This is a genomic window from Candidatus Magnetaquicoccus inordinatus (assembly GCF_004217665.1).
In the GTDB taxonomy this organism is placed as follows: Bacteria; Pseudomonadota; Magnetococcia; order Magnetococcales; family Magnetaquicoccaceae; genus Magnetaquicoccus; species Magnetaquicoccus inordinatus.
Genome location: NZ_RXIU01000098.1, coordinates 1 through 12,787 on the forward strand (window position 1 = coordinate 1; position 12,787 = coordinate 12,787).

General features: G+C 50.7%; 13 protein-coding genes and 1 tRNA gene. 1 reads left to right on the forward strand and 13 read right to left on the reverse strand.

From position 1 onward, the window contains the following. Positions 1 to 347: 347 nt before the first annotated feature. Positions 348 to 423: transfer RNA gene (locus EJP87_RS08715), tRNA-Lys, on the reverse strand. 170 nt (positions 424 to 593) lie between these two features. On the opposite strand from EJP87_RS08715, the gene EJP87_RS08720 reads away from it, so the two are divergent. Next, positions 594 to 1,049: a hypothetical protein gene (locus EJP87_RS08720; RefSeq protein WP_130471478.1), complete on the forward strand. Its 456-nt coding sequence runs from the start codon at positions 594 to 596 to the stop codon at positions 1,047 to 1,049. A gap of 6 nt (positions 1,050 to 1,055) precedes the next feature. Here the strand turns inward: EJP87_RS08720 and EJP87_RS08725 are convergent, their stop codons facing one another. The 12 genes from EJP87_RS08725 to EJP87_RS08780 all read right to left on the reverse strand — a co-directional run. Beyond that, complete coding sequence (locus EJP87_RS08725; RefSeq protein WP_130471479.1) at positions 1,056 to 1,949, reverse strand: tetratricopeptide repeat protein; 894 nt, start codon at positions 1,947 to 1,949, stop codon at positions 1,056 to 1,058. A 168-nt stretch (positions 1,950 to 2,117) separates the two neighbouring features. Beyond that, a complete protein-coding gene (gene trxA / locus EJP87_RS08730; RefSeq protein WP_130471480.1) occupies positions 2,118 to 2,486 on the reverse strand; it encodes a thioredoxin in 369 nt (122 codons plus the stop codon). Then, a complete protein-coding gene (lpxB, locus tag EJP87_RS08735) occupies positions 2,486 to 3,694 on the reverse strand; it encodes a lipid-A-disaccharide synthase (RefSeq protein WP_130471481.1) in 1,209 nt (402 codons plus the stop codon). The genes trxA and lpxB overlap by 1 nt, the downstream gene beginning before the upstream one ends. Next, positions 3,687 to 4,700 carry a Gfo/Idh/MocA family protein gene (locus tag EJP87_RS08740; protein ID WP_130471482.1) on the reverse strand — a complete coding sequence of 338 codons (1,014 nt, stop codon included), beginning with the start codon at positions 4,698 to 4,700 and terminating at the stop codon, positions 3,687 to 3,689. The genes lpxB and EJP87_RS08740 overlap by 8 nt, the downstream gene beginning before the upstream one ends. Before the next feature lie 48 nt (positions 4,701 to 4,748). Next, positions 4,749 to 5,627: an LpxI family protein gene (locus tag EJP87_RS08745; RefSeq protein ID WP_227657543.1), complete on the reverse strand. Its 879-nt coding sequence runs from the start codon at positions 5,625 to 5,627 to the stop codon at positions 4,749 to 4,751. After that, complete coding sequence (gene lpxA / locus EJP87_RS08750; RefSeq protein WP_130471483.1) at positions 5,618 to 6,388, reverse strand: acyl-ACP--UDP-N-acetylglucosamine O-acyltransferase; 771 nt, start codon at positions 6,386 to 6,388, stop codon at positions 5,618 to 5,620. Before lpxA ends, EJP87_RS08745 begins: the two co-directional genes overlap by 10 nt. Continuing rightward, positions 6,385 to 6,855, reverse strand: a complete 471-nt coding sequence (gene fabZ, locus EJP87_RS08755) for a 3-hydroxyacyl-ACP dehydratase FabZ (protein WP_130471484.1) — start codon at positions 6,853 to 6,855, stop codon at positions 6,385 to 6,387. The genes lpxA and fabZ overlap by 4 nt, the downstream gene beginning before the upstream one ends. A 16-nt stretch (positions 6,856 to 6,871) precedes the next feature. Beyond that, positions 6,872 to 7,423, reverse strand: coding sequence for an OmpH/Skp family outer membrane protein (locus tag EJP87_RS08760; RefSeq protein ID WP_130471485.1), 552 nt, complete (start codon positions 7,421 to 7,423; stop codon positions 6,872 to 6,874). A 40-nt stretch (positions 7,424 to 7,463) separates the two neighbouring features. Continuing rightward, positions 7,464 to 9,749 carry an outer membrane protein assembly factor BamA gene (bamA, locus tag EJP87_RS08765; protein WP_193771247.1) on the reverse strand — a complete coding sequence of 762 codons (2,286 nt, stop codon included), beginning with the start codon at positions 9,747 to 9,749 and terminating at the stop codon, positions 7,464 to 7,466. A 162-nt stretch (positions 9,750 to 9,911) separates the two neighbouring features. Beyond that, on the reverse strand, positions 9,912 to 10,988 hold the full coding sequence (gene rseP / locus EJP87_RS08770; RefSeq protein ID WP_130471487.1) for an RIP metalloprotease RseP: 1,077 nt from the start codon (positions 10,986 to 10,988) through the stop codon (positions 9,912 to 9,914). Beyond that, positions 10,985 to 12,175 carry a 1-deoxy-D-xylulose-5-phosphate reductoisomerase gene (locus EJP87_RS08775; RefSeq protein WP_227657544.1) on the reverse strand — a complete coding sequence of 397 codons (1,191 nt, stop codon included), beginning with the start codon at positions 12,173 to 12,175 and terminating at the stop codon, positions 10,985 to 10,987. Before EJP87_RS08775 ends, rseP begins: the two co-directional genes overlap by 4 nt. After that, positions 12,165 to 12,787: phosphatidate cytidylyltransferase (locus EJP87_RS08780; protein WP_130471489.1), on the reverse strand; the 623-nt coding region annotated here is incomplete at its 5' end. The genes EJP87_RS08775 and EJP87_RS08780, both read right to left, overlap by 11 nt.

Consider the following 12,787-nt stretch of genomic DNA (forward strand, 5'->3'; position numbering starts at 1 on the left):
GAAATTCATGCACACAATTCTATCATAATCGAATTTTAATGTATAGTTTCAATGCGTTATTCTTTTTGAGGAGGCCCGAATTAAATCCATGTGGCGCGTAGAACTAAAACCATGTGGCGCGTTACAGACAAGGAAAAGGCAATCAATCCTGGTCGGCATTTACTCCCTACCAGCCAGAGGGCAGCCGAGGGGCGCGTCATATTGTCGGCTTGTGATGGTGGGAAAGGGCATCAATCCTGGATGGCAAGACACATCACCGAAGGAGCGGATATTTTCCAAATGATTACTATTTGATTACTGGAACAAAAACGGCCACCTTGTGAGTGACCGTAACTATTTGATTTTTATGGTGAGCCGTGCAGGAATCGAACCTGCGACAAGCTGATTAAGAGTCAGCTGCTCTACCAACTGAGCTAACGGCCCACAGCAACAATGGCCTGCATTTTGACAGTTTTTTGCAGCGAGTCAAGGTCAAAACAATGCCGCCATGACGAAATCCTTGCCCATATTCACACGATGTTTTACAGTCTTAGCTTTATAGACAGCAACACTCTTCCCTGCCTGTTGCCCCATTCTACTGGAAAGCAAATCCTATGACCTTGTTGTTGCTCTCTCTCCATATCCTCGCCGCAACTATCTGGATCGGAGGAATGTTTTTTGCCCACGTTTTCCTGCGCCCAGCAACATTACAATTGGAAATCGAACCACGCATCGATCTCTGGTACGGCATCTTCTCGCGCTTCTTTCCCTGGGTATGGGCAATTATCCTGATCTTGCCTCTCAGCGGTTATGCTCTGCTACACACCACCTTTGCCAACCCAAACCCAGCTCCTACCTACATCCGTATCATGCAATGGCTCGGCTGGAGCATGATCTTTCTCTTTGTCTTCCTTTTCCTTGCCCACTTTCGCAACATGGCAAAAATGGTCAAAAAACGTCTCCTCCCGGAAGCGGCAATCTATCTGAACCGCATCCGCATCATCGTCTCCATCAACCTCTTTCTCGGCTTGGTCACCATTATGGTCGCCACTACGGGACGCTATTGGTAACCATCCTTAAAACATCGTAAACAGTGAGTTCCGCTGGATTCCCATTTGTGATCCCGTATACTCACTCAAATGAGTCATCCCTGTCTCTAAGGCCATTTGCCACCAATATCGCGCCTGCCCCTGCTCTCCTCTTATGCTATAATATTCTCCTAAATGAAAATATATATCGCATAAATATTCCTTGCTCTGCCGCTCAGTTTGACCACGGGGAACACGCCCAACAACCTCTTCCGCACTCAACTGCTCTAAATGCAACGCAAAAAGTGGACCGGGCCAGGATAAATGCGCAAACTCCCCTGACTTGCGTTCACACTCCTCCTCACGCCATAACCTCCGACAACTGCTGACCAATTCATAGCGCCCAGAAACCCCTGACCGCTCCTGTGCCAGATAGTGCCACAATACCGCGTAGGGACTCCGCTGCTGTGCTTTATTGCTTTTGCTGTATTGCTCCAAATCGTTTACAGCCGACTGATACTCACCCAGCAGATAATACATGATGCCACGGTTGAACAAAGCCCGGCTGGACATGTTGCTCCCTGGCAAATCAGAGCGCATTTTGATTGCCGCTGAAAAATCAGTAATTGCCCCATCATAAATTCCCATACGTTGCTGCATGACTCCACGATTATTCAGAATGATCGCTCTCTCCAATACCGTCAAATCATGATAATTCAAAGCATCAGAAAAATAGTTCAATGCCTCTTCCCAACGCCCAGCCTCAGCCTCTTGCAACCCTTTTTGCACCCGCAGCGCAGCATTTTTTCCTGCCCCTGCATCGGGTAAAGAGCGCGCTGTCGGTAGATTTCGCTCAGGAGCCGATACACATCCAGATAAACCCATGCCCAACACACAATAGACTATACAGATCCATAGCGCCCGACCGCTTCTCCCCTTCATCGCGCTTCCTACCTCCAAATCGAGCCAATGTTGTCACAATCTGTGCAAAAAATTCCTCGGTAATAGCGCATATCACATCCCTTTCCCTCTATTGCCCGGATCGTCTGCACATCTTTCTGCTGCAAGCTGCCATTGGAAAACAGATTTTTTATCGCAACCGCAAGGAGGTTACTCCTTGCCCTCCTGCTCGGCAATCTCTTTCCTGACCTGATCCATATCCAACGCAAGTGCCTTCTCAATCACCTCTACAAGGCTCGTTTCGGGCAACATTCCCGGCTGCATAAAGATAATAATCTTCTGCCGAAAGATCATTAAGGTCGGAATGGAACGAATCTGAAAGGCTCCTGCCAGCCCCTGCTCCGCATCCGTATTGACCTTGCCAAAAATCACATCGGGATATTTTTCCGACACCTTATCAAATATAGGCGCAAATGAACGGCAAGGGCCACACCATGGTGCCCAAAAATCAACCAACACCATATCATTCTCGGCAACCGTACTGTTAAAATTTTCTGTCGTCAATTCTACGCTGGCCATTATTCTTTCTCCCGCCTGTCCAAAGGTTGAACTACTGAGAAATCCCCTTTGCGGGCGGATCCCCCAAGCATCTCTATTATCACATCTTCCGGATGCCGGTCGGCGTGTGACAAACTTTCCCGAACCAAGCTGTATCCGGCTCGCAATTGACTTACCCGTCCTGAATCCGTCAACAACTCCTGTAAATCATCAGCTAAACGAACCGCTTGCACCTCATGCTGAATTCTCTCGACCACCAAACCATACCCGGCAACCAGATTTGCCAAGGAGATATAGGGCACACGAATCACCCGCCGACCAATCGCATAGGTCAGTTGATTGACCCGATACACTACCACCATAGGTGCATCCAAGAGAGCAGCCTCCAGAGTTGCCGTACCAGAGGCCACCAAGGCCGCATCAGCAGCCGCCAGCAAGGAGTAGGTCTCTCCCTGCCGCCACTCTATACGCACCCCCTCCGCAGCCAAGTTTACCATATCGGCAGGCCAACAAGAGGCCAAGTCGGTCACCGTCAAGGTATCGGCCAAAGCCAAAACAAAGCGCACATTCTGCAAACGATGCTGCAATTCGCGACAACTGGCCAGCATTGGTGCCAATAACCGACTCAATTCACCAAATCGACTGCCCGGCAATAAGACGACCAATCGCTCATCGGGGCGCATGGATAAACGTGCGCGCATCTCGGCACGGCTATGCCGCGCCACCGCCAAGTATGACAAGGGATGTCCGACAAAGGTGACCGCTAAACCGCTATGGGCATAGACCCCCACCTCAAAAGGAAACAAAACCAATAAATGGTCTATCCAGCGCGCAATCTTCTTAATCCGTCCAGAGCGCCATGCCCAGACCTGTGGACTGACATAATGGACAACCCGGATACCGAGAGCCTTCGCTCTCCTGGCCAGGATAAAATTAAAATCAGGCAGATCAATGGTAATCAACAGGCTGGGACGTTGTTGTTGCAACAGTCTGGTCAAATAACCCATTACCTGCCACAAACGCGGCAAGCGTCGAATCACCTCCACCAAACCGACAACAGACAAATCGTTTACATCATATTCGCTGTGCAATCCCTGCTCACGCATACGCACGCCACCCACGCCAATCACCCTTAAATCGGGTAACCGTGTATGCAAAGCGCTTAATAATGCTCCACCCAACAGATCACCGGAAGCCTCACCGGCAACCATCATGATCAAATCAGACACTGCCACTATCCGCAACGATCACTGAGCCAGAACCAGCAATCGCCTGGCGAATCCAGGTCACCACCTGCAACGAACCTCTACCCTCTTCCCCACTGACCACAGCAGCTTCACCACTGCGCACAGCATGACAAAAGGCACGAATCTGAGCTTCCAAGGTATCATACACTGTGATTGGCAATAATTCGCTTTCCACAGCAGACACGGGATTGTCTGGATGCGTGTTGCGGCGCATCAGGGATAATTGGTTACGGGCAAAGTCTACGGTAAAAAAGCCGTTCTCTTGAAAAATGCGCATCTGGCGAACCGACTCTGCGGCCACACGTGAGGCGGAAATCTGGGCGACCGCACCATTGGCAAACTGCAAACGGGCATTGGCCACATCGCTTTGCGTGGTTACAATCGGCATGCCAACCGCATCAACCCGCACCACTTCCGATTGCAGCAAAGCCAGAGCCAGATTTACATCGTGGATCATCAGATCCAAAACCACATCCAAATCCAGTGAACGACTTTTGAACGGCGCCAAACGAAATGATTCCAAATAACGTGGCTCGCGCAACAATCCCCCACTCTGCAACGCCACTACGGCAGGATGAAAACGTTTCAAATGGCCAACCTGTAACAAAACACCCCGCTCTTTGGCCACAGCCAAGAGACGATCCGCCTCAGCCACCGTAGTGGTCATCGGTTTTTCCAGCAAAACGGCAACCCCCGCTTGCAAACAACGTTCGGCAATAGCCGCATGGCTCTGGGTCGGTGTGGCAATGCTTACCAGATCGACATCGGCCAACAGGGGTGTCCAATCAGTATAAAAAGAGACTCCCAACTCTTGGCCAACCTGCTGCGCCCTCTCTGCCGAACTGTCCACCACAGCAACCAACTGCACATCCTCCAGCTTATGATACTTCAGGGCATGAAAACGTCCCAAATAACCACTGCCAATGACCGCTGCCCGCAACATTCTGGGCCCAGTTTGTCGAGCTAGTTGCTGTTTTGCCTCTTCCATCCTCTGCATCCTTTTTTGTCTCAGAGCCTGTCGATACCAGAAACTTTGCTAGCCAATATCCGCAGCAGGCTCTGATGACTGCATCTCCTCCGCACGACAGCCCAACAATACCAAATCATAACGATCCACCAAAGCGCGTGTCTGCTCTGGTTCCAGCAATAATGCCCCACCCGCCTCTACTGCCAAAACCCGCAAACCAGCTTCGTGCATGGTGGTGATGGTTCGCGGACCAATGGTCGGTAGATCCAAACGCCGATCCTGCATCGGTTTGGCAACCTTGACCACCACCCCACCACCCTCCTCCCATCCCTTGCCAGCCAACAAGGGTCCGGCTCGCAACAGCATGGCATCGGTCCCTTCCATTGCCTCTACGGCTGCCACCATTTTTTGCCGTACCACGACACCTTGCCCGATATCCAAACGTCCCAACTCTTTGGCTGCCCACCAGCCAAAACGAATATCTTCCCATTCGGCAGCCGTGGGTTGCCGACGACTGAGCAAGCCAGCCGGTGCCAACAGTTGAGGAACAAAATCGGTAACCGATTTTAATTGTAGTCCATGTTCCTGCAAAATGGCTGCTGCCGAGCGCAACAACAGATCGTCATGCCGGTGCAACAAGCCCATGATCATTTTTATGGCAAGAAAATCAGGACGGGCCTGCCAAATGCGTGATTTGGTGATTCCACCTGCCATCACCACCCATTTGACGCGGTGTTGAAGAAAAAAATCGAGTATCTTCTGAAACTGTCCCAGACGCACCCAACAAAATGCGGAAACCAGGGTCGCTAAACGAGGATCGGTTTCTCCGCTATGCCCTACGGCAATGATGCGATGTTTCGGCAGCGCCTGAGCGAAAAGAAGTGGCAGTTGACCATTGCCGGCGATTAAACCAATGGCTTGCTCCTGAAAATCTCCGTTCAGCGACAAATTCCCCTCTGCCCTGTTTGCAAAAATTCCAACAGATATTGTACCTCTGCGGAATCGGAAAATTGCCGTTCAATCTCTTGAATTGCCTGTTCCAAACGTAAATTGGAACGGAATACCAATCGATGTGCTTGGCGAATGGTCTTGATCACCTCTTCTGAAAAGCCATTCCGCCGCAACCCTACCACATTGACTCCGGTAATTTGCGCCCGGTTGCCGGCTGCTGAGGCAAATGGGACCACATCCATGGAAATGGCTGAGGCACCACCAATGAAGGCATTGCGCCCGATACGTGCAAACTGATGCACAGCCGTCAAACCACCGATCACCGCATAATCCTGAACCTCGACATGTCCAGCCAAGGTGGCACCATTGGCCATGATGACATGTTCGCCGACACGGCAATCATGGGCAACATGGGCATAGGCCATGATCATGCAATGATCACCAACTCGCGTCATGCCACCACCTTTAGCGGTACCACGATGGATACTGACAAACTCGCGGATCCAACATTTATTGCCAATCTCTACGCGAGTCGGTTCATCGGCATAATGCAGATCCTGAGGAGGTTGACCAATGGAGGCAAAATTGCAGATCCGGCTGCCAGCACCTATCCGGGTATGACCTTCAATAACAGCATGGGAACCCACTTCCACATCACTATCGATGACCACATCGGGTCCAATTACCGCATAGGGTCCGATCCGTACATCTTCAGCCAGTTTGGCTTTTGCATCAACAACGGCAGTGGAATGGATCATGCTTTTTCCTCCTGAGCAGGAGTTGACGAGGCATCTGAGTCACGGGTCATCGCCATCAACTCTGCTTCGGTAACCAACTGTCCGTCGACAAAAGCCCGACCAGCAAAACGCCAAATATCTCTACGCCGCTTCAAAAGAGTCAATTCCAGGTGCAGTTGATCACCAGGAACCACTGGCTTACGAAAACGCACATTATCAATAGTCATGAAATAGACCAAACGTGCGCACACCGAAGCGGGATCGGTCTTGCCTGCCAATAAGGCACCGGCCTGCGCCATCGCTTCCAGAATGAGCACCCCTGGCATGACTGGATGACCAGGAAAGTGACCTATAAAAAAGGGCTCATTAAAGGTGACATTTTTGATGGCACGCAAACGCTCCCCAGGAACCACTTCAACGATGCGATCCACCAACAAAAAGGGATAGCGATGGGGTAAAATGTTGAGAATTTCTTGTATGGAATCCACAGTTGACCCCTAAACGTTAGAACCACTTTTTAGTACGTTCGTTCAGACGTACCAACACCCGATCGGTAATATCGATTGAGCCAGCGGCAAACAAAACCTGCCCCTTACCGAAAACGACGGTATAGCCATCTTCGCGCCCAATCTCTTCGATCACTTTCAACAAAGCTTCGGTAATTTTTTTGGTCCAGCGACCATTTTCGCGATCGATAGCCGCCTGGTTATCCTCTACCAGACGTTGATAGTCACGCAATTTACTGCGCAACTCATTTTCTGGATCGGGAGCCGAATCAGGACGAGAGCCCCCTTTACGTTTCTCGATCTCCGCCTTCATGGCCTTAATTTCATCCTCCATGGCACTGACCTCTTGCTGTTTGGCTGCCAACTTTTTCTGCAAGATGTCACGCGCTTGTTTAGCCGCATCAGAGGCTGCCATGGCGCGTGGCACATCGACAAAAGCCAACTTGTAGGAGTCAGCAGACGCGACAGTAGTACTCAAGAGCAAAGCCAGGAACAAGCCACAACACAGCGTGAAACCTCTCCTTTGCATGATTTGGCGCAAAGCCTTCATTGCTGAATCACCTTTCTCTCCATCTGTAACCTGCTGTCGATTACATCATGGAGCCAATGGAGAAATCGAATATCCGTGTCTTGTCATTCGGCTCTTTAACCAGTGGCGTTCCCAGAGTGAAGCGCAGTGGCCCGAATGGCGAGTTCCAATGCAAGCCAACCCCAGTGGATACGCGAACCCCCCCTGCATCACTTACCCCCGTTGGCAAATCTGATTCACCCAAATAACCGGTATCCACGAACAACAGACCGCGCACACCTTTGTCGGTCATGCCCAGAATTGGGAAAAAGAGTTCCGTATTCAACTGTTCAAAGTGGCTTCCCCCGTAGGAGTCACCTTGGGCAGTACGCGGCCCGACACCAGAGGGCATAAACCCACGCAAAGAAGTGCTACCTCCCAGAAAAAACCGTTCAAAAATCGGGATTTTTTCACCCATGCCTTCCTCAAAGCCAATCCGTCCGCGCAGATGCCCAATCCAATCTTTATCGCTATCGATAGGAATATAGATATGGTTATCGGTCACCACACGCGCAAAGCGCACATCTCCCCCTAACCCGGCAGCTTCAGTAACCAGGCGATGACTGCGACCACTGGTAGGGTTCATCCGGCTATCCAGATAGTCCCAGTACAAGACATTACCAATAATCGACGCCAGATAGGGACTCAGATTTTCCTGTTCGCGAATCACCTGCGAAGCAAGAGTAGGATCTGAACCTGTATAATGGACCTCCGTTTCCACCAATTTATAGATGATGGTATCGGTCAGATGCTCGGAGATGGGAAAACCCAAGGAGATTGATCCTCCATTTGCCTTTTCCAACACCGAAGAGTAGCGAGTCTGGTCGGTTTCACGCCGAAACAGTTCAAAACCCACGCTCAACTTTTTATCCATAAAATAGGGTTCAGTAAGGGAGATATTATATTCGTTGCGCACACCAGAGTGGGCGACGGAAAAGACCATCCTTTGCCCTTTACCCAGGAAGTTGTTCTGACTGATACTGGCCATTCCCAAGATGGATTCCTGACTGGAATAACCGGCCCCCAAGGTAAAGGTACCGGTTGGTTTTTCCGAAACCTTAATCTTGACATCTACCAATTCGGCATCACCCGCCGGAGGTGTAGTTACTTCAACAGTTTCAAAAAAGTTCAAACCCTGCAATTTATTCTTTGCCGTGCGCATTTTAGAGGCGGAAAAACGGTCACCTTCGACCAAGGTGATTTCGCGGCGTACCACATTGTCCTGAGTACGAACATTGCCGGAGACCTCAATGCGATTGACATATACCCTTTTTCCCTTGCTGACCTGGTAGGTCAAACCAACCACATTATCCTCGTCATTGATCATTTTATCTGGTCTGATGTCCAGAAAGGCATAGCCGAAATCACCAATCAAATCCATCAACTTTTCTGCTGAATCACGCACCCGTTGCTGTGAATACCAATCCCCTTCAGCGACGGTTAATACTTTGTATAATTCGGCCTCTGGCAACTCGGTAAAATCGCCGACAATGCGAATGGGACCAAATTTATAGCGTTTTCCTTCATTTACAGCGTGGGTTACCAGAAATGCGCGCCGATCGGGGGTCAACTCGGCCACCGATGAATCCACCCGCACCCGCACATAGCCATTATCCAGATAGGTATTACGCAGTTGATTCTGATCGGAAAGCAGCTTTTCCCGATCATAGGTATCTGTTTCCGTATACCAAGAGAGCCAATCGGTTGGCTGAATCAGCAACTTTTTCAACAGTTGCTTTTCGCTCAACCCCTTGTTGCCGATGATCCGCACCTCTTGAACCTTGGATTTTTCGCCCTCGCTGATACGATAGATCAAATCCACCTGGTTGCCATCGGCAGATTTGGTCAGCATCTCAATTTTTGCCAAAAACAGCCCTTTGACACGATAGGCTTGCCGCAGAGCTGCCAAATCACGTTCGGTTTTGCCACGGTCAAAAATGGCTCGTGCTTTTGTGGTGACAATTTTTTTCAGATCATCGGCAGCAAAAGCATCATTTCCTTCAAAGGTCACTTCACGAACCATTGGATTTTCGATGATCCGAACAATCAGGGTATCCCCCTCTTGCTCCAGGGCGACATCTTTGAAAAAGCCAGTGGCATAAAGAGCATTCAAGCTGTTGCGTGTCGCCTCTGCATCGAAAGAGCTACCGACATCCAGCTTCAGATAGCTACGCACTGTTTCCGGTTCAATACGCTGCGAACCCTCTACACGAATCGCACGGATCACACCTGCTTCTGCCAGGGGTAAAAAGCTGAATAAAGCAAGCAGCACGCCAGCATAGAGCAAGGTCATTTTATGGAAAATCATTTTATGAATCATATTTTAGCTACCAATCATCTCTGCCTGGAGAATCAACGCACACATTTGCTCAGCGCAAAAGTATACAAAGTTCTCTGATTATCGCAAGAGAACTCAACACCCACCAGTACTTTTCCTGCCCATTCATTCTGGGTAGGGAGCTATTGCAACCTACTGTCCCAAAGGAAAAAATCGGCTCAAATCATTTTTTAATGCCCAGATCATCAACAGCAGCAAAACGGTCATCCCGAAACGATTGGCGGCCATTTGTACTGTTTCCTGTAATGGTTTGCCACGCAACCCCTCGATACACAAAAAGAGCAGGTGCCCCCCATCAAGAACCGGTACTGGCAACAGATTCAAAATAGCCAGATTGACCGATATTAAAGCCATGAAAAAGAGCAGGTTGCTGGTTCCCTGTTCGGCTGCCTTACCGGCCATATCGGCGATCATCAACGGTCCACCGATTTGATCGGCAGAGATCACCTGGGTGATCAATTTCCAGGTGCTGGTGAGAGTCAACTGGGTCATCGACCAGGTATGGTCCCAACCTTTGGCCATCGATTCCAGCACACCATAGCGCATGGCCTCTATTTTATCACCGGGACCAACCCCAATTAATGGCACGCGCACCGGTTCTCCAAAGATATTTTTGCTCTCTTTCAACTGCGGTGTGATTTTAACCAAAAATGTCTTGCCATCGCGTTCGACAGTGAGTGTGAGCACACGCCCCTCAGAGGACTTAATAGTACTGCTCAGCGTCGACCAACGAGTAACCGGCAAATCATCGATATAGGTGACACGGTCACCTTTTTGCAACCCAGCAGCCTCTGCTGGTGAATGGGCAGCGATAGAGCCTAAAGTGGGCAACAACTCTCCTACACCAACCATATGGGCGGCTGACAAGGCCAAAAAAGCAAAGAGAAAATTAAAAAAGGGACCGGCGGCAACAATCATGATACGCGGCATAACCGCTTTGTTGTGGAATGAGTAGGGTAGATCTTCAGGGGCAACCGGTTCTTCATCCCCCTCCCCCAACATCTTGACATATCCCCCCAAAGGAATCGCAGAAAGGCAATATTCGGTACCGCTGCTTGCGGAACGCCAGACGTAGATCTTGGGACCGAACCCCAGTGAAAAGACCAACACCTTGACGCCATGGAAGCGTGCCAATAAAAAATGGCCCAGTTCATGGACAAAAATCAGGACACCCAAAACAACGATAGCCCAAAATGTGGTATGAATCATTGCGCAGCCACCCACTCTCCCGCCAAACGGCGGGCCTCTAGATCTTGATGCAAAAGTTCCTCGAGCGACGCGGCGGCTACTGGTGCACTTAACCGTTCCAACAGCGTCTCGCTCAACTGTGCAATTGCGGCAAAGCCGATACGACCTGCCAGAAAACTCTCCACTGCCACCTCATTGGCGGCATTCAAAATGGCTGGTGCGCTGCCACCCAGGTGCAAGGCCCGGTATGCCAAAGACAAGCATGGAAAATCCTCTGCGTCTGGTGCCGCATAAAAGTGCAACGCGCCAATATGCGGTAAATCCAGTGCTGCTACTGAGGTGGCAATCCGTTCTGGCCACGCCAAGGCAACAGCAATGGGGGTACGCATATCAGGCACCCCCATTTGTGCCAACAGCGAACCATCCTGGTAACGAACCATTGAGTGCACAATACTTTGCGGATGAATCACTACATGGATACGTTCAGCCGGCATTGCAAACAGATAATGGGCCTCGATCACCTCCAACCCTTTATTCATCATGGTTGCCGAATCGATAGTGATTTTGCGGCCCATGCGCCAACTGGGATGGGCAAGGGCCATTTCGGGCGTCACCTTTTGCAAAGCATCCCGACGCCAACCACGAAACGGCCCGCCGGATGCGGTCAGCAAGAGTTGCTCCACTTTATGGCTTGCTGGCACCTGAGAACAACCGGCAGCACCATTGTTTAATACCTGGAAAATAGCATTATGTTCGGAATCAACGGGAATCAGACGGGTGCCATGGCGCGCCACCTCCTGCATAAAGAGCTGTCCGGCCATCACCAGACACTCCTTATTTGCCAAAGCGATCTCTTTGCCTGCCTGTATGGCCGCCAGTGTTGGCAGCAACCCGGCGGCACCAACAATGGCCGAAACCACGGTTTGTGCGGAGGCGCAGGTAGCCGCCTCGACCACCCCCTCCTCGCCTGCCACGACCCGAATCCCGCTACCAGCCAGGCCACTCTGCACCACAGACGCCAACTCTTGGCGATAGATAGCCACTATTTCTGGTTGAAACTCTTGCGCCTGACGGATCAACCTTTCGGCATTGTGACCGGCAGCCAGCGCAGAGAGTCGGTAGCGCTCTGGATGTTGGCGGATCACATCCAGGGTGCTCAAACCGATTGAGCCTGTAGAACCCAGCAAAGCAATCGATTTAACCGCCAAGCGACACTCCTCCTTTACCCGGCAAGAGCGCCATAAGCCACAAGAAAAGATAAAAGAGAGGTGCAGCAAACAACAGACTGTCCAGACGATCCAACAAACCGCCATGGCCAGGAATCAATTGCCCAGAATCTTTCACTCCGGCCTCTCTTTTGGCCAAAGACTCCGCCAAGTCGCCCATTTGCCCGACCAGAGAGAGCAAAGCTGCCATTGTCCCGGCCTGAGTAAAGGAGAAGGGCAGAGGCGAAACCAGGGTTATCAAAGATCCCACAACAGAAGCCAGCAGCAAACCACCCCAAAAACCGGCCCAGGTTTTACCGGGACTGATCGACTCAGCCAATTTTTTCCGCCCCCAACGGCGACCAGAAAAATAGGCACCAATATCTGTTGCCCAAACAGTAAACAACAAATAGCAGATCAACCATCCTCCACCCTCCAGGCGATGAATCTCCAGCAAGAGGAGCATGGGCAGGGTGCAATAGATCACCCCAAAAAAACGACGCCCCACCTCAGACAAGACCGGAACACCAGGACGATAGCGAATCAGACCTTCGATAAAGAAGAGAATCAACAATATGGCACCAAGCAGAGCAAAAGGCAGGCGCAGCCAGCGCT

Bases quoted from the DNA above. Each gene is read 5' to 3' on its own strand.
- EJP87_RS08720 (WP_130471478.1), top strand. From the start codon at position 594: ATGACCTTGTTGTTGCTCTCTCTCCATATCCTCGCCGCAACTATCTGG.
- EJP87_RS08725 (WP_130471479.1), bottom strand. From the start codon at position 1,949: ATGAAGGGGAGAAGCGGTCGGGCGCTATGGATCTGTATAGTCTATTGT.
- trxA (WP_130471480.1), bottom strand. From the start codon at position 2,486: ATGGCCAGCGTAGAATTGACGACAGAAAATTTTAACAGTACGGTTGCC.
- EJP87_RS08740 (WP_130471482.1), bottom strand. From the start codon at position 4,700: ATGGAAGAGGCAAAACAGCAACTAGCTCGACAAACTGGGCCCAGAATG.
- lpxA (WP_130471483.1), bottom strand. From the start codon at position 6,388: ATGATCCATTCCACTGCCGTTGTTGATGCAAAAGCCAAACTGGCTGAA.
- EJP87_RS08760 (WP_130471485.1), bottom strand. From the start codon at position 7,423: ATGAAGGCTTTGCGCCAAATCATGCAAAGGAGAGGTTTCACGCTGTGT.
- bamA (WP_193771247.1), bottom strand. From the start codon at position 9,749: ATGATTTTCCATAAAATGACCTTGCTCTATGCTGGCGTGCTGCTTGCT.
- rseP (WP_130471487.1), bottom strand. From the start codon at position 10,988: ATGATTCATACCACATTTTGGGCTATCGTTGTTTTGGGTGTCCTGATT.